General features: G+C 53.4%; 10 protein-coding genes, 4 tRNA genes, 3 rRNA genes and 1 riboswitch. Of the genes, 4 read left to right on the forward strand and 13 right to left on the reverse strand.

The window, feature by feature from the left end; genetic code table 11:
- Positions 1 to 5: 5 nt before the first annotated feature.
- Positions 6 to 1,526 (forward strand): YifB family Mg chelatase-like AAA ATPase, encoded by a 1,521-nt coding sequence (locus KGP24_RS22590; RefSeq protein ID WP_223561852.1) that lies wholly within the window; start codon positions 6 to 8, stop codon positions 1,524 to 1,526.
- Positions 1,527 to 1,556: 30 nt separating this feature from the next.
- Here the strand turns inward: KGP24_RS22590 and KGP24_RS22595 are convergent, their stop codons facing one another.
- Entirely contained in the window at positions 1,557 to 1,895 is a 339-nt protein-coding gene (locus KGP24_RS22595; RefSeq protein WP_023309658.1) for a DUF413 domain-containing protein, read from the reverse strand.
- A gap of 118 nt (positions 1,896 to 2,013) precedes the next feature.
- On the opposite strand from KGP24_RS22595, the gene hdfR reads away from it, so the two are divergent.
- Positions 2,014 to 2,835, forward strand: coding sequence for an HTH-type transcriptional regulator HdfR (gene hdfR / locus KGP24_RS22600; RefSeq protein WP_223561853.1), 822 nt, complete (start codon positions 2,014 to 2,016; stop codon positions 2,833 to 2,835).
- A gap of 98 nt (positions 2,836 to 2,933) precedes the next feature.
- Here hdfR and KGP24_RS22605 read toward each other — a convergent pair.
- From KGP24_RS22605 to btuB, 9 genes are all read right to left on the reverse strand, one after another.
- Positions 2,934 to 3,009 (reverse strand) — tRNA-Trp (locus KGP24_RS22605).
- Between the two features lie 53 nt (positions 3,010 to 3,062).
- Positions 3,063 to 3,139 (reverse strand) — tRNA-Asp (locus tag KGP24_RS22610).
- Between the two features lie 56 nt (positions 3,140 to 3,195).
- Positions 3,196 to 3,311 (reverse strand): 5S ribosomal RNA (gene rrf / locus KGP24_RS22615).
- Positions 3,312 to 3,380: 69 nt separating this feature from the next.
- A 23S ribosomal RNA gene (locus KGP24_RS22620) occupies positions 3,381 to 6,286 on the reverse strand.
- Between the two features lie 180 nt (positions 6,287 to 6,466).
- A tRNA-Ala gene (locus tag KGP24_RS22625) sits at positions 6,467 to 6,542 on the reverse strand.
- 42 nt (positions 6,543 to 6,584) lie between these two features.
- Positions 6,585 to 6,661, reverse strand: a tRNA-Ile gene (locus KGP24_RS22630).
- Between the two features lie 69 nt (positions 6,662 to 6,730).
- Positions 6,731 to 8,272, reverse strand: a 16S ribosomal RNA gene (locus KGP24_RS22635).
- Together the 16S, 23S and 5S rRNA genes with 4 tRNA genes alongside form the textbook arrangement of a ribosomal RNA operon.
- A gap of 381 nt (positions 8,273 to 8,653) precedes the next feature.
- Positions 8,654 to 9,505, reverse strand: a complete 852-nt coding sequence (gene murI, locus KGP24_RS22640) for a glutamate racemase (RefSeq protein ID WP_223561854.1) — start codon at positions 9,503 to 9,505, stop codon at positions 8,654 to 8,656.
- On the reverse strand, positions 9,450 to 11,297 hold the full coding sequence (gene btuB / locus KGP24_RS22645; protein ID WP_223561855.1) for a TonB-dependent vitamin B12 receptor BtuB: 1,848 nt from the start codon (positions 11,295 to 11,297) through the stop codon (positions 9,450 to 9,452). The genes murI and btuB overlap by 56 nt, the downstream gene beginning before the upstream one ends.
- Positions 11,298 to 11,362: 65 nt before the next feature.
- Positions 11,363 to 11,540: riboswitch (cobalamin riboswitch) on the reverse strand.
- Positions 11,541 to 11,644: 104 nt separating this feature from the next.
- Here btuB and trmA point away from each other — a divergent pair.
- Positions 11,645 to 12,745, forward strand: a complete 1,101-nt coding sequence (trmA, locus tag KGP24_RS22650; RefSeq protein ID WP_223561856.1) for a tRNA (uridine(54)-C5)-methyltransferase TrmA — start codon at positions 11,645 to 11,647, stop codon at positions 12,743 to 12,745.
- 90 nt (positions 12,746 to 12,835) lie between these two features.
- Here trmA and KGP24_RS22655 read toward each other — a convergent pair whose 3' ends face one another.
- Positions 12,836 to 13,195 carry a YijD family membrane protein gene (locus tag KGP24_RS22655; RefSeq protein WP_008501783.1) on the reverse strand — a complete coding sequence of 120 codons (360 nt, stop codon included), beginning with the start codon at positions 13,193 to 13,195 and terminating at the stop codon, positions 12,836 to 12,838.
- A gap of 9 nt (positions 13,196 to 13,204) precedes the next feature.
- The gene (gene fabR, locus KGP24_RS22660; protein ID WP_008501784.1) at positions 13,205 to 13,843 is read right to left on the reverse strand and encodes an HTH-type transcriptional repressor FabR; all 639 of its coding nucleotides are present in this window, start codon (positions 13,841 to 13,843) and stop codon (positions 13,205 to 13,207) included.
- Between the two features lie 196 nt (positions 13,844 to 14,039).
- Here fabR and sthA point away from each other — a divergent pair, with 196 nt between their 5' ends.
- Complete coding sequence (sthA, locus tag KGP24_RS22665) at positions 14,040 to 15,440, forward strand: Si-specific NAD(P)(+) transhydrogenase (protein WP_008501785.1); 1,401 nt, start codon at positions 14,040 to 14,042, stop codon at positions 15,438 to 15,440.
- Here sthA and oxyR read toward each other — a convergent pair.
- The gene (oxyR, locus tag KGP24_RS22670; protein ID WP_131635652.1) at positions 15,423 to 16,340 is read right to left on the reverse strand and encodes a DNA-binding transcriptional regulator OxyR; all 918 of its coding nucleotides are present in this window, start codon (positions 16,338 to 16,340) and stop codon (positions 15,423 to 15,425) included. The two genes, sthA and oxyR, sit on opposite strands and share 18 nt — an antisense overlap.
- Positions 16,341 to 16,422: the final 82 nt, after the last annotated feature.

Raw genomic sequence — 16,422 nt, forward strand, 5'->3', positions numbered from 1 at the left:
TGCAAATGTCACTGTCAGTTGTTTATACGCGTGCGGCTCTCGGGGTAAAGGCACCGCTTATTTCCGTCGAGGTTCATTTGAGTAATGGGCTCCCCGGACTCACGCTTGTCGGATTACCTGAAACGACGGTTAAAGAGGCCAGGGATCGCGTTCGCAGCGCAATAATAAATAGCGGTTATACCTTCCCCGCGAAGAAGATCACCATCAACCTTGCGCCCGCCGATCTGCCTAAAGAGGGGGGACGATACGATTTACCTATCGCAATCGCCCTTCTCGCGGCTTCTGAGCAGCTTAATACGACACGGCTAGCCTCGTATGAGTTCATTGGCGAACTCGCGCTCACAGGCGCGCTAAGAGGCGTTCCCGGTGCTATATCGGGAGCGCTGGAAGCCATACGAGCAGGGCGACAAATCATTGTCGCCAATGAAAACGCATCAGAAGTGAGTCTTATCGCCGAGAAGGGGTGTCTCATCGCCGGGCATTTACAGGAAGTTTGTGCCTGGCTGGAAGGGCGACATGAACTATCCGAGCCGGAGGAATATGATGATGTTATAGCGGATGCACCAGAGGATCTCAGCGAGATTGTGGGACAGGAGCAAGGGAAACGGGCACTGGAGATTACGGCTGCAGGTGGACACAATCTTCTGTTAATGGGTCCGCCGGGTACGGGCAAAACAATGCTGGCAAGCAGGTTGAGTGGGTTACTTCCACCGCTCAATAATCATGAAGCGCTGGAAAGCGCCGCCATATATAGCCTTATCAGTTCGACGTCATTGCAAAAACAGTGGCGCCGCCGTCCTTTTCGTTCTCCGCATCATAGCGCTTCACTGACGGCAATGGTCGGCGGCGGGTCTATTCCCGGGCCGGGTGAGATCTCGCTGGCACACAATGGCATTCTGTTTCTTGATGAGCTGCCGGAGTTTGAGCGCCGCGTGCTGGATGCACTGAGGGAGCCTATTGAATCCGGTGAGATACATATCTCACGTACGCGAGCCAAAATAAGCTATCCCGCGCAGTTTCAGTTAATCGCGGCGATGAATCCCAGCCCGACGGGGCACTACCAGGGCAACCATAACCGCTGTACGCCAGAGCAGACGTTGCGCTATCTGGGTAAGTTATCCGGCCCGTTCCTCGACCGTTTCGATTTATCCCTCGAAATCCCCCTTCCCCCACCGGGTCTACTCAGGCAAACGGGCATAACGGGTGAAAGCTCAGCAGATGTACGCGAGCGGGTGATTGCCGCCCAGACGCGGCAGTACGCTCGTCAGAACAGGCTGAATGCACGGCTGGATAATGCCGGGATCCGGCAATTTTGTTCTCTTAACGTTGAGGATGCGGGATGGCTGGAAGAGACGTTGACGCGGTTTGGGCTATCCATACGCGCGTGGCAGCGTTTGTTGAAGGTGGCCAGAACCATTGCTGACGTGGAAGGGTGCACTGACATCGAGAGGAAACATTTGCAGGAGGCGCTGAGCTACCGCGCTATCGATCGTTTGCTGCTGCATTTGCAGAAATTGCTGGCATAAAAAAAGGGGCCTTAGCCCCTTCTCTTTATTTTAGTCATCAGACTCGGTGTAGTCTTCTGCACCTTCCATCTGCGGCTTGCCGCCAGACAGCGTATGGAAGCGCTTTGGACGCTTAATGCGAGCCATGTACTTGATCCATACACGTTCCGCTTCAGACTCCGGCTCACGCTCACCACGACAAACAGAAACAAACTGTTTTTCATCTTCGGTAGCAGGCTCACGCTTACCCAGATCCAGCTCGTTAAAGGCATAACCATGGCGCTCAAGTAGTTGAGCTTCTTTGATGGTGAAATCGCCGTGACGAGAGAACCCGCGCGGATAATGTTTATTGTCGAAAAAACGATTAGTCGTCGTAAAGCTTTCCGCCATCCTACACGCTCCTAATTCTTTGGCCGAGCTATTTATGGCGCGGAGTATTAGTTACGCTTGACAGAGTGTAAAACAAAACATTTAAATCATAACGACAAATAATTTTGCGGAGAAAGATGTGGATACGGAATTGCTTAAAACTTTCCTTGAAGTGAGCAGAACACGCCACTTTGGGCGAGCAGCTGAAGCCCTTTACCTGACGCAGTCAGCAGTCAGTTTTCGTATTCGACAGCTGGAAAATCAACTGGGTGTGAATCTTTTTACCCGCCATCGCAACAATATTCGCTTAACGCCTGCCGGTGAGAAACTGCTGCCGTACGCAGAAACGCTCATGAATACCTGGCAGGCGGCACGTAAAGAGGTGGCACATACTTCGAGGCATAATGAGTTCTCGATAGGGGCCAGCGCTTCTCTGTGGGAATGCATGCTAAGTCAGTGGCTTACCCGGCTGTATCATTCACATGGCCACCTGCAATTTGAAGCCAGGATTGCGCAACGGCAGTCGCTGGTTAAGCAACTTCATGAGCGCCAGCTTGATCTTCTGATCACCACCGAAGCACCCAAGATGGACGAATTTAGCAGCCAGATTGTGGGCCAGTTTGGCCTGGCACTTTATGCGTCTGAACCTTCGATGATGAAGGCAGACCTGACCTATTTACGTCTGGAATGGGGGCCGGATTTTCAGCAGCATGAGGCGGGGCTGATTGCACCTGATGATGTTCCGCAGTTAACGACCAGCTCGGCAGAGATAGCCTGTCAGCAGCTTTCCCTGCTGAAAGGTTGTACCTGGTTACCTGTTCGCTGGGCAGACACTAAAGCGGGGCTGCACACCGTGATGGATTCCACCACGCTTACCAGGCCGCTCTATGCGATTTGGCTGCAAAACAGTGATAAGCAATCGCAGATAAAAGATCTTTTGAAAATCAATGTAATGGATTAATGCATCAGCCAGCAGAGATGCTGGCTGAAAATTCAGAAGAGAGTTTTCTGCAGTGTTTCAGGCAAAAAAAATCCTTTGCCGAAGCAAAGGATTATATATGGCAGGGGCGGAGAGACTCGAACTCGCGACACCCGGTTTTGGAGACCGGTGCTCTACCAACTGAGCTACGCCCCTAAAGTTTTTTGCCATTAAGCCTGCCAATTAGGCAGGCTTAATGTCTTAATAAGTGGCGGAACGGACGGGACTCGAACCCGCGACCCCCTGCGTGACAGGCAGGTATTCTAACCGACTGAACTACCGCTCCACCGAAGACTGCTTGTAACCACCGGATTCATGCACCGGCTTACTACTTAATTTGATGCCTGGCAGTTCCCTACTCTCGCATGGGGAGACCCCACACTACCATCGGCGCTACGGCGTTTCACTTCTGAGTTCGGCATGGGGTCAGGTGGGACCACCGCGCTAAAGCCGCCAGGCAAATTCTGTTAATCTGTATCAGGCTGAAAATCCTGTCTCTCTCACCGCCAAAACACCTTCGGCGTTGTAAGGTTAAGCCTCACGGTTCATTAGTATCGGTTAGCTCAACGCATCGCTGCGCTTACACACCCGACCTATCAACGTCGTAGTCTTCAACGTTCCTTCAGGACTCTCAGGGAGTCAGGGAGAACTCATCTCGGGGCAAGTTTCGTGCTTAGATGCTTTCAGCACTTATCTTTTCCGCATTTAGCTACCGGGCAGTGCCATTGGCATGACAACCCGAACACCAGTGATGCGTCCACTCCGGTCCTCTCGTACTAGGAGCAGCCCCCCTCAATTCTCCAGCGCCCACGGCAGATAGGGACCGAACTGTCTCACGACGTTCTAAACCCAGCTCGCGTACCACTTTAAATGGCGAACAGCCATACCCTTGGGACCTACTTCAGCCCCAGGATGTGATGAGCCGACATCGAGGTGCCAAACACCGCCGTCGATATGAACTCTTGGGCGGTATCAGCCTGTTATCCCCGGAGTACCTTTTATCCGTTGAGCGATGGCCCTTCCATTCAGAACCACCGGATCACTATGACCTGCTTTCGCACCTGCTCGAGCCGTCACTCTCGCAGTCAAGCTAGCTTATGCCATTGCACTAACCTCCTGATGTCCGACCAGGATTAGCTAACCTTCGTGCTCCTCCGTTACTCTTTGGGAGGAGACCGCCCCAGTCAAACTACCCACCAGACACTGTCCGCAACCCGGATCACGGGTCTACGTTAGAACACCAGCCATTAAAGGGTGGTATTTCAAGGATGGCTCCACGCAGACTGGCGTCCACGCTTCAAAGCCTCCCACCTATCCTACACATCAAGGACCAGTGTTCAGTGTCAAGCTATAGTAAAGGTTCACGGGGTCTTTCCGTCTTGCCGCGGGTACACTGCATCTTCACAGCGAGTTCAATTTCACTGAGTCTCGGGTGGAGACAGCCTGGCCATCATTACGCCATTCGTGCAGGTCGGAACTTACCCGACAAGGAATTTCGCTACCTTAGGACCGTTATAGTTACGGCCGCCGTTTACCGGGGCTTCGATCAAGAGCTTCGCGTTGCCGCTAACCCCATCAATTAACCTTCCGGCACCGGGCAGGCGTCACACCGTATACGTCCACTTTCGTGTTTGCACAGTGCTGTGTTTTTAATAAACAGTTGCAGCCAGCTGGTATCTTCGACTGATTTCAGCTCCACCCGCAGGGGCTTCACCTACATATCAGCGTGCCTTCTCCCGAAGTTACGGCACCATTTTGCCTAGTTCCTTCACCCGAGTTCTCTCAAGCGCCTTGGTATTCTCTACCTGACCACCTGTGTCGGTTTGGGGTACGATTTCGTGTTACCTGATGCTTAGAGGCTTTTCCTGGAAGCAGGGCATTTGTTACTTCAGCACCGTAGTGCCTCGTCATCACACCTCAGCGTTAATAAACGACCGGATTTACCTAATCGTTCCGCCTACATGCTTAAACCGGGACAACCGTCGCCCGGCTAACATAGCCTTCTCCGTCCCCCCTTCGCAGTAACACCAAGTACAGGAATATTAACCTGTTTCCCATCGACTACGCCTTTCGGCCTCGCCTTAGGGGTCGACTCACCCTGCCCCGATTAACGTTGGACAGGAACCCTTGGTCTTCCGGCGAGCGGGCTTTTCACCCGCTTTATCGTTACTTATGTCAGCATTCGCACTTCTGATACCTCCAGCATGCCTCACAGCACACCTTCAACGGCTTACAGAACGCTCCCCTACCCAACAACGCATAAGCGTCGCTGCCGCAGCTTCGGTGCATGGTTTAGCCCCGTTACATCTTCCGCGCAGGCCGACTCGACCAGTGAGCTATTACGCTTTCTTTAAATGATGGCTGCTTCTAAGCCAACATCCTGGCTGTCTGTGCCTTCCCACATCGTTTCCCACTTAACCATGACTTTGGGACCTTAGCTGGCGGTCTGGGTTGTTTCCCTCTTCACGACGGACGTTAGCACCCGCCGTGTGTCTCCCGTGATAACATTCTTCGGTATTCGTAGTTTGCATCGGGTTGGTAAGCCGGGATGGCCCCCTAGCCGAAACAGTGCTCTACCCCCGAAGATGAGTTCACGAGGCGCTACCTAAATAGCTTTCGGGGAGAACCAGCTATCTCCCGGTTTGATTGGCCTTTCACCCCCAGCCACAAGTCATCCGCTAATTTTTCAACATTAGTCGGTTCGGTCCTCCAGTTAGTGTTACCCAACCTTCAACCTGCCCATGGCTAGATCACCGGGTTTCGGGTCTATACCCTGCAACTTAACGCCCAGTTAAGACTCGGTTTCCCTTCGGCTCCCCTATACGGTTAACCTTGCTACAGAATATAAGTCGCTGACCCATTATACAAAAGGTACGCAGTCACACCACAAAGGTGCTCCCACTGCTTGTACGTACACGGTTTCAGGTTCTTTTTCACTCCCCTCGCCGGGGTTCTTTTCGCCTTTCCCTCACGGTACTGGTTCACTATCGGTCAGTCAGGAGTATTTAGCCTTGGAGGATGGTCCCCCCATATTCAGACAGGATACCACGTGTCCCGCCCTACTCTTCGAGTTCACAACCTGTGTGCTTTCGTGTACGGGACTGTCACCCTGTACCGTGCGACTTTCCAGACGCTTCCACTAACACACAAGCTGATTCAGACTCTGGGCTGCTCCCCGTTCGCTCGCCGCTACTGGGGGAATCTCGGTTGATTTCTTTTCCTCGGGGTACTTAGATGTTTCAGTTCCCCCGGTTCGCCTCGTTAACCTATGTATTCAGTTAACGATAGTGCAACGAATTGCACTGGGTTTCCCCATTCGGACATCGCCGGGTCAAAGGTTCATATCACCTCGCCGGCGCTTTTCGCAGATTAGCACGTCCTTCATCGCCTCTGACTGCCAGGGCATCCACCGTGTACGCTTAGTCGCTTAACCTCACAACCCGAAGATGTTTCTTTCGATTCATCATCGACTTGCGAAAATTTGAGAGACTCGAACACACATAACATGTGTGTCGTTTCAATTTTCAGCTTGATCCAGATTTTTAAAGAGCAAAACTTCGCAGTGCACCTTTTCAGGTTCACTCTGAAGTTTTCTTGTGTTTGCAGTAAAAGATGGTGGAGCTATGCGGGATCGAACCGCAGACCTCCTGCGTGCAAAGCAGGCGCTCTCCCAGCTGAGCTATAGCCCCATCGTTTATAATCTCTGTACCGCTCATCCTTTAAAAGGAGTTTGGTAGGCCTGAGTGGACTTGAACCACCGACCTCACCCTTATCAGGGGTGCGCTCTAACCACCTGAGCTACAAGCCTGCAGAGATTTTTACTGCTGTTTTTCATCAGACAATCTGTGTGAGCACTACAAAGGCAGGTTCTTTAAGGTAAGGAGGTGATCCAACCGCAGGTTCCCCTACGGTTACCTTGTTACGACTTCACCCCAGTCATGAATCACAAAGTGGTAAGCGCCCTCCCGAAGGTTAAGCTACCTACTTCTTTTGCAACCCACTCCCATGGTGTGACGGGCGGTGTGTACAAGGCCCGGGAACGTATTCACCGTAGCATTCTGATCTACGATTACTAGCGATTCCGACTTCATGGAGTCGAGTTGCAGACTCCAATCCGGACTACGACGCACTTTATGAGGTCCGCTTGCTCTCGCGAGGTCGCTTCTCTTTGTATGCGCCATTGTAGCACGTGTGTAGCCCTACTCGTAAGGGCCATGATGACTTGACGTCATCCCCACCTTCCTCCAGTTTATCACTGGCAGTCTCCTTTGAGTTCCCGGCCTAACCGCTGGCAACAAAGGATAAGGGTTGCGCTCGTTGCGGGACTTAACCCAACATTTCACAACACGAGCTGACGACAGCCATGCAGCACCTGTCTCAGAGTTCCCGAAGGCACCAATCCATCTCTGGAAAGTTCTCTGGATGTCAAGAGTAGGTAAGGTTCTTCGCGTTGCATCGAATTAAACCACATGCTCCACCGCTTGTGCGGGCCCCCGTCAATTCATTTGAGTTTTAACCTTGCGGCCGTACTCCCCAGGCGGTCGACTTAACGCGTTAGCTCCGGAAGCCACGCCTCAAGGGCACAACCTCCAAGTCGACATCGTTTACGGCGTGGACTACCAGGGTATCTAATCCTGTTTGCTCCCCACGCTTTCGCACCTGAGCGTCAGTCTTTGTCCAGGGGGCCGCCTTCGCCACCGGTATTCCTCCAGATCTCTACGCATTTCACCGCTACACCTGGAATTCTACCCCCCTCTACAAGACTCTAGCCTGCCAGTTTCGAATGCAGTTCCCAGGTTGAGCCCGGGGATTTCACATCCGACTTGACAGACCGCCTGCGTGCGCTTTACGCCCAGTAATTCCGATTAACGCTTGCACCCTCCGTATTACCGCGGCTGCTGGCACGGAGTTAGCCGGTGCTTCTTCTGCGGGTAACGTCAATTGCTGAGGTTATTAACCTCAACACCTTCCTCCCCGCTGAAAGTACTTTACAACCCGAAGGCCTTCTTCATACACGCGGCATGGCTGCATCAGGCTTGCGCCCATTGTGCAATATTCCCCACTGCTGCCTCCCGTAGGAGTCTGGACCGTGTCTCAGTTCCAGTGTGGCTGGTCATCCTCTCAGACCAGCTAGGGATCGTCGCCTAGGTGAGCCGTTACCCCACCTACTAGCTAATCCCATCTGGGCACATCTGATGGCAAGAGGCCCGAAGGTCCCCCTCTTTGGTCTTGCGACGTTATGCGGTATTAGCTACCGTTTCCAGTAGTTATCCCCCTCCATCAGGCAGTTTCCCAGACATTACTCACCCGTCCGCCGCTCGTCACCCGGAGAGCAAGCTCTCCTGTGCTACCGCTCGACTTGCATGTGTTAGGCCTGCCGCCAGCGTTCAATCTGAGCCATGATCAAACTCTTCAATTTAAGTTTGATGCTCGTGAATTAAACTTCGTAATGAATTACGTATGTTCACTCAGAGACTTGGTATTCATTTTTCGTCTTGCGACGTTAAGAATCCATGTCACTTTGAGTGCCCACACAGATTGTCTGATAAATTGTTAAAGAGCAGTGCAACGCGGCTTTCGCTCACCGTTGCGAGGTCCCGTATATTACGTTTTCCTCATTCAGAGTCAAGCGATTATTTTTGCTTTTCTCTGCTGGCGTTCATCTCTGAACCCCGCTAACCCGGCGGCCTGTAAGCCGTTGTTCCGTGTCAGTGGAGGCGCATTATAGGGAGTTCTCAGACGTTGACAACCCCTGTTTTAAAAAAAACTTTCAACCGTCTCTTTTTTGCTCAAAACCGTGCTATAGCGCCAGTTTTTCGAGCGTTTCAAAGCCATAACGGCGTAAAACGGGTAAAAGTTGCTCAGTCTCTTTCGTGATGGCCATACAAAACGCGATATTCGCATCGGTAGATTTCGCATCCGGAGCTTCATGCTCCAGCAACCAGACCGTACGACGAGCGATAGCCGCGCCGGAATCCACCAGCCGCGTCCCCTCCGGCAGCACCTCTAATAACTCTTCCTGCAATAGTGGGAAGTGGGTACAGCCCAGCACAACGGTATCCGGGGGTTCGGGCATCCTTAGCCACGGACGAAGAATACGACGCAGCTCGTCGAGTGATACCGACTTGCCATGCAGCTTCGCTTCCGCCATCTCCACCAGCTCAGCCGAACCCAGCATCGCAATCTGACATTCGTTGGCAAAACGGTCGATCAGTTCGCGGGTATAAGGACGCTTTACCGTGCCTCGCGTTGCCAGCAAACCCACAATACCGTTCGCCGTCAGGCGCGCGGCAGGTTTTATAGCAGGAACAACGCCCACAACCGGGAACTGGAATTTTTCACGCAGGGCGGGAAGAGAAACGGTGCTCGCCGTATTACAGGCGATAACTGCCAACGCAAGGGGATAGCGCTTTTGTACCGCGGTGACGATTTCAACCACACGCTCAACAATAAAATCTTCGCTCTTTTCCCCATACGGGAAAGCGACGTTATCGAAAGCGTAGATGTAATGGAGATCCGGCAGGAGATGCCGAATCTCATCATAGACCGAAAGCCCACCGACGCCGGAATCAAACACCAGCACGGTGGGACGCGGATTAGAAGGTGTAGCTGCCAGACAAGGTGTATTCCCGTCCTGCAGTTTGGTAGCCATAAACTGTCTCGTAATCTTTATCGAACAGGTTGGCTATTTTACCACGAACTGTGAGATGTGAGGTGACCGGATACGAAACTGCCACATCCCACAGACTGACACCGCCCATTTTTACTTTCTCAGACGGATAAGTGCCAAAGTCAGTGTCGTAACGCGTACCGAGATAGTGATAAGTCAGGCTCCAGTCGAAATCATAGATCTGGGTGTCGAGCTGATATTTCACCTGCTGCTTAGCACGACGGTCCAGAAGTTCGTTGGTTGCGGCATTGCGAGCATCCACATAGTCGTAACCAACAGTATGCGTCAACCGGCCCGTATCAAACGATGCTGTCGCTTCCACGCCTTTAATGCGTGCTTTACCAACGTTGTAATATTGCTGGAGGTTATTATTGAAGTCGATGAGATTATCAACGTCATTACGGTAGCCGGATACGCGCCAGCTCACGCCCGCCGTCAGGCCTTCAAACGCACCTTCCCACTGCTTGCTCTCTTCTGGATCAAGATGGTCATTGCCATAGAAACCATAGAGTTGACCCAGATTCGGCGCTTTATAGGCCGTTCCATAAGAAGCAACGAAGCGGTAACCCTCCACGAACTCCCAGGCCGCACTACTTTGCCAGGTGCCATGGCGACCGAACTGAGAGTTATCATCGCTGCGAACCGCCCCTTCCAGGGTGAAGTCACCAAACTGCTGCAACCCGGTCAGGTAAACGCCGGTGTTACGCAGATCGTAGCCGTTGGTCACGTAGTTTGTACCCGGCTCGGTGCTCTGCTTCTGCCAGTCAACGCCCGCGCCAATGTTTCCATGGCCAACATCAACGGAGTTGAGCCACTGGACGTTGTACTGTTTGATTTCATCCAGTGTGGCTGTCGAATCGTAGCGGCCTAAATTGGGGTCGTAGTTATAGTCCTTGCTGTGGCTATAGCTGGTGAGCAGCTGGGAATGGAAGATGTCATCGTTGAAGCGCAATCCTGCATCCCAGGTCTGACTATAGAGCTGGCGGGTATCGACCAGTACATCAGGGGTAAATGAGCTGTAATAGCCGTCGTAGGCAGTGCGGTTGCTGTAGCCAAAGCCGCGAACAAATCCGCTCCACTGCTCCGAGAATGCGTGATCCAGTGCACCATAGAGCGTTTTATTCATAAAGCCGTCGCGATCGGTCTGGGCAAGGCCGCCATTATTGCCGTCCGCAACCACATCAAACCCTTTGGTATAGGTGTAATCACCCGCAAGCGTGACGCGCGTGCTGTCGCCCAATGTTTGCTGGGTACTACCGCCATAATTCTGGTAACCATGCGACCCTACACCTGCATTCAGCGTGGTACCGTCCTTCGCGCGAGTGGTAATAATGTTTACGACTCCGCCGATAGCGTCCGAGCCGTACACCGCCGAACGCGGTCCACGAACATATTCGATACGCTGCACCAGGGAGATCGGGAACTGGCTGAGATCGGATGACCCCGTGACGCCCGCCTGGTTAAGGCGGATCCCATCAACAAGAATCAGGACGTGGCTGGAGTTGGTGCCACGAATAAAGAGAGAAGAGAGTTGCCCCATCCCACCACTTTGCGCCGTATCCACGCCGGGCAGGCGACGCATAACATCCAGGACCGTGGTTGATTGCCAACGGTCAATATCGGCACGCGTAACAACCGTGTTTGCTGCCAGAATAGTTTTTTCAGGTTGTTCAAAACGATTTGCCGTCACCACCAACGAGTCGGCGCTATCCTGCGCCCAGCCCGAAAATGCCGTGACGGACAACGCCGTCAACAGCGATACTTTTTTAATCATTGTTAAAGCATCCACAATATAAGAAGGATGCCGCAGGCCTCATCGATAGCACGCGATGATGAAACCAAATGCGACGTGATCCCGGCAGGTCTTCGGGCTAGGTGGCTATATAAGGATGAAGACTTCCCATTTTTCACAGTGTCTACAACGCTCATCCCGCCAGTCTTTACCGCTGCGCGTCAGCTCCAGATTTACACTGGATTCCCTTTTCACTCTCAGGAGACCGGAAACAGAATGCTACAATTAGACACGTATGGATGTCCAGACAGCTATTGCCCATTAAATCTGGACATCCCCTGAACAATGCCTACAATCCCCGCGTAATTCTTTATCACTCAGGACGCATCATGACCCCAGAACACCTCCCGACAGAACAGTACGACGCGCAGCTGGCAGAGAAAGTCGCCCGCCTGCAAAGTATGATGACGCCTTTCAACGCGCCCGTTCCCGAGGTGTTCCGCTCCCCTGTCAGCCACTACCGCATGCGCGCCGAGTTCCGCATCTGGCACGACGGCGACGACCTGTACCACATCATTTTCGATCAGCAGACGAAGTCCCGTATTCGCGTGGACAGCTTTCCGGCGGCGAGCGAACTCATTAACCAATTGATGACGCTGATAATGGACGGCGTGCGCAACAATCCGGTACTGCGTAACAAGCTGTTCCAGATTGACTACCTGACCACCCGGAGCAATCAGGCAATTGTCTCTCTGCTGTACCACAAAGCGCTTAACGACGAGTGGCGCGAGCAGGCAGAAGCGCTGCGCGATGCGCTGCGTGCGCAGAACATCAACGTTCACCTGATTGGCCGCGCGACAAAAACCAAAATCATGCTGGATCAGGACTACATCGACGAACGCCTGCCGGTGGCAGGTAAAGAGATGGTTTACCGTCAGGTCGAGAACAGCTTCACACAGCCGAATGCCGCGATGAACGTGCAGATGCTGGAGTGGGCGCTGAAGGCGACGGAAGGGTCAACGGGCGATCTGCTTGAGCTCTACTGCGGTAACGGCAACTTCTCGCTGGCGCTGGCGCGTAACTTCGATCGCGTCCTGGCAACGGAAATCGCCAAGCCGTCGGTGGCTGCCGCGCAGTACAACATCGCCGCTAACCATATCGACAACGTGCAGATCATTCGTATGGCCGCAGAAGAGTTCACGCAGGCCATGAACGGCGTACGCCAGTTTAACCGCCTGGAAGGGATCGATCTCAAGAGCTACCAGTGTGAGACAATTTTTGTCGACCCGCCGCGCAGTGGCCTGGACAGCGAAACCGAGAAGATGGTGCAGGCGTACCCGCGCATTTTGTACATCTCCTGTAACCCGGAGACGCTGTGCAAGAACCTCGAAACATTAGGCCAGACGCACAGGGTTGAACGTCTGGCGCTGTTCGATCAGTTCCCGTATACGCACCATATGGAGTGCGGCGTACTGCTCACGGTGAAATAATGTGGGGCTTGCAGGGCAGGTAAGCGAAGCGCCACCTGCCAAAAAAGCCGGATGGCGCTTCGCTTATCCGGCCTACCATCACAAAACTCTTTACTCCGGCAACTGGCTCTTACGGCTACGCATGCGCGAGCCAATCCAGAACACCAGCGCCACAGACAGTACCGCAGGGAAGAAGTTAGAGCCGATATCCGGATATTCCGCGCGAACCACCGTGCTATACAGCAATACGCCCAGAATAAAGCAGGCAGCGGCCAGCCCCGGTAACCCCACAGGCATAGTGCGGTTCAGGTAACGTTGATGCAGGCAGTAAACCGTCAGCACCAGCGCAATAAGCGGGAAAATCGAAAATGGAACGATTGAGCTAAAAATAGCGGCAAACGTACCATTAATGGATAAGCCAGCGATCAATGCCAGCAACAGCGTCCCTTTATCCTGACCTGACTGTTTCATTACTCACCTTCACTCTTCGGTTTGATGTGCCAGTTTCTCTTGTTCACGGCGATACCAGTAGTACGCGCCTTTGGAGATCATCCTGAGCTGCAATACCAGTCGCTCTTCGAGCTGCTTGCGTTGTTCAATGCTGACATCCAGCGCTTCGGCACCCGCGCTGAAAACAATCGTCACCATCGCCTCAGCCTGTGCTTCAGTAAACGCACGCGGCATATGGTTTTCGAGTTCAAGATAGTCGGCAAGTTCCGCGATGAAATGCTGAATTTCACGCGCGACGGCGGCACGAAACGCTGCCGATGTGCCCGAACGCTCGCGCAGAAGCAGGCGAAACGCGTTGGGGTTATTACCAATAAATTCCATAAAGGTGGACACGGAGGTGCGGATCACGCTGCCCCCTTTGGCGATACGCTGGCGCGCCTGTCGCATCAGCTGGCGCAGCATCAGACCGCTCTCGTCGACCATGGTCAGGCCCAGTTCATCCACATCACGGAAATGACGATAGAAGGACGTTGGCGCAATTCCGGCCTCGCGTGCGACTTCTCGCAGGCTCAAACTGGCAAAACTCCGCTCAGCACTCAGTTGACTGAATGCGGCTTCCACCAGCGAACGCCGGGTTTTCTCTTTTTGTTGTGCTCTTACGCCCATCACTATAGTTGAATCCTTCCAAAGGCCTGCTGGCACTATACCAGAGAATAAAATTAATCTGTTTGCCTGGCTTTGTGAATGATTGTTTACGTGCGGTTTGTGCTCCACTGCCGGAAAAAAGCACAACGATAATTGGGTTACTCTGCCAATGATGTTATGATTCTGTTGCTTTTATGTATAAGAACAGGTAAGCCTTACCATGCCACATTCCTACGATTACGACGCAATAGTTATTGGTTCCGGCCCCGGCGGCGAAGGTGCTGCTATGGGTCTGGTGAAACAGGGAGCCAGAGTAGCGGTCATCGAGCGCTACCATAATGTCGGCGGCGGTTGTACCCACTGGGGCACCATCCCTTCGAAAGCCCTCCGCCACGCCGTTAGCCGCATTATCGAATTTAACCAGAACCCTCTTTACAGCGACCACTCCCGACTTCTTCGTTCATCCTTTGCTGACATCCTGAATCACGCGGATACCGTTATTAACCAGCAGACACGCATGCGCCAGGGATTTTATGAGCGTAACCACTGTGAAATTTTGCAGGGCAACGCGCATTTTGTGGATGAACACACCCTGGCACTCGAATGCCACGACGGTTCGGTTGAAACCATCACGGCTGAAAAGTTTGTGATTGCCTGCGGCTCACGCCCGTACCATCCCGCCGACGTGGACTTCTCGCACCCGCGCGTCTACGACAGCGACTCGATTCTGAGCCTGCACCATGAACCCCGCCACGTCATTATCTATGGCGCAGGGGTGATTGGTTGCGAATATGCGTCGATCTTCCGCGGAATGGACGTCAAAGTTGACCTGATCAACACCCGTGACCGCCTGCTGGCGTTCCTCGATCAGGAGATGTCGGACTCCCTCTCCTATCACTTCTGGAACAGCGGCGTGGTGATTCGCCACAACGAAGAGTACGAGAAAATCGAAGGCTGTGACGACGGGGTGATCATGCACCTGAAGTCCGGTAAGAAGCTGAAAGCAGACTGCCTGCTATACGCCAACGGCCGTACCGGCAACACTGATTCCCTGCAGCTGGAAAATATCGGGCTTGAGACCGACAGTCGTGGTCAGCTGAAGGTTAACAGCATGTATCAGACCGCCCTGCCGCACGTTTACGCGGTCGGCGACGTGATTGGTTACCCAAGCTTGGCCTCAGCCGCTTACGACCAGGGACGAATTGCCGCACAGGCGTTGGTAAAAGGTGAAGCGACGGCGCACCTGATCGAAGATATTCCGACGGGCATCTATACCATCCCGGAAATCAGTTCAGTCGGGAAAACCGAGCAGCAGCTGACCTCAATGAAAGTGCCTTACGAGGTGGGTCGTGCGCAGTTTAAACATCTTGCGCGGGCGCAAATCGTGGGGATGAGCGTAGGTACGCTGAAAATTCTGTTCCATCGTGAGACGAAAGAGATCCTCGGCATTCACTGCTTTGGTGAACGCGCGGCGGAAATCATTCATATCGGCCAGGCGATAATGGAGCAGAAAGGCGGTGGTAACACCATTGAGTACTTCGTTAACACCACCTTTAACTACCCGACCATGGCGGAAGCCTATCGGGTAGCTGCGCTGAACGGCTTAAACCGCCTGTTTTAACGCGCTGTCAAAATGGCCATCCATCGAACCACGGATGGCCTCTGCCAGCTGCTCATAGCGGCTGCGCAGCGGTGAACCCGGACGATACACCAGGCCGATAGTGCGACGCGGCTCTGGCTTAATGCACGGCAGATAGACTACGCCATCACGTTTACGCTCGTGCGGCACAGCCAGCGCAGGCAGCAGCGTAATACCGCTTCCCGCCGCCACCATATTACGCAACGTTTCCAGACTGGTTGCCCGGAAATGGGTATCTTCGTCAGCACCCGCTTCGAAGCAGAAGCCCATAGCCTGGTCGCGCAGACAGTGGCCATCTTCCAGCATCAGCAGCTTTTCACCGGCCAGATCGGCCATCGGCACGCGATCGCGGTTCGCCCACGGGTGATCTTCATAGATCGCCAGCATCATTGGCTCATCGAAAAGTGGCACTTCAATAAAGGCTTCACTCTCTTTTACCAGTGCCAGAATAGCGCAGTCGAGCTTGCCGCTGTCCAGCTGTGCCAGCAGCTGATGGGTTTGCGCTTCATGTAGATACATTTCGAGTTTAGGGAAGGTCTGGTGCAACATCGGGATAATTTGCGGCAGCAGGTACGGGCCAACGGTTGGGATCAGGCCAATATGCAGCGGGCCGGACATGGCTTCCCCCTGCTGGCTTGCCATTTCCTTGAGCACTTTGACCTCGCGCAGCACGGTGCGCGCCTGATCCACCAGCAGAAGACCTGCCTGTGTGAACAGAACCTTACGACTGGTGCGCTCCAGCAGCATCACGCCCAGCTCGTCTTCCAGCTTGCGGATCTGCCCGCTCAGCGTGGGCTGGCTGACGTGGCAGGAATCTGCCGCGCGGCGAAAGTGACGATGCTCGGCTAACGCTACCAGGTATTCAAGATCACGAATATTCATTATTCATCCTCCGTCGCCACGATAGTTCATGGCGATAGATAGCATAGCAACGAACGATTATCCCTATCAAGCATTCTGTTGA

The organism is Enterobacter sp. JBIWA008, from assembly GCF_019968765.1.
GTDB lineage: Bacteria > Pseudomonadota > Gammaproteobacteria > Enterobacterales > Enterobacteriaceae > Enterobacter.

Bases quoted from the DNA above. Each gene is read 5' to 3' on its own strand.
- KGP24_RS22590 (WP_223561852.1), top strand. From the start codon at position 6: ATGTCACTGTCAGTTGTTTATACGCGTGCGGCTCTCGGGGTAAAGGCA.
- KGP24_RS22595 (WP_023309658.1), bottom strand. From the start codon at position 1,895: ATGGCGGAAAGCTTTACGACGACTAATCGTTTTTTCGACAATAAACAT.
- murI (WP_223561854.1), bottom strand. From the start codon at position 9,505: ATGGCTACCAAACTGCAGGACGGGAATACACCTTGTCTGGCAGCTACA.
- btuB (WP_223561855.1), bottom strand. From the start codon at position 11,297: ATGATTAAAAAAGTATCGCTGTTGACGGCGTTGTCCGTCACGGCATTT.
- trmA (WP_223561856.1), top strand. From the start codon at position 11,645: ATGACCCCAGAACACCTCCCGACAGAACAGTACGACGCGCAGCTGGCA.
- KGP24_RS22655 (WP_008501783.1), bottom strand. From the start codon at position 13,195: ATGAAACAGTCAGGTCAGGATAAAGGGACGCTGTTGCTGGCATTGATC.
- sthA (WP_008501785.1), top strand. From the start codon at position 14,040: ATGCCACATTCCTACGATTACGACGCAATAGTTATTGGTTCCGGCCCC.
- oxyR (WP_131635652.1), bottom strand. From the start codon at position 16,340: ATGAATATTCGTGATCTTGAATACCTGGTAGCGTTAGCCGAGCATCGT.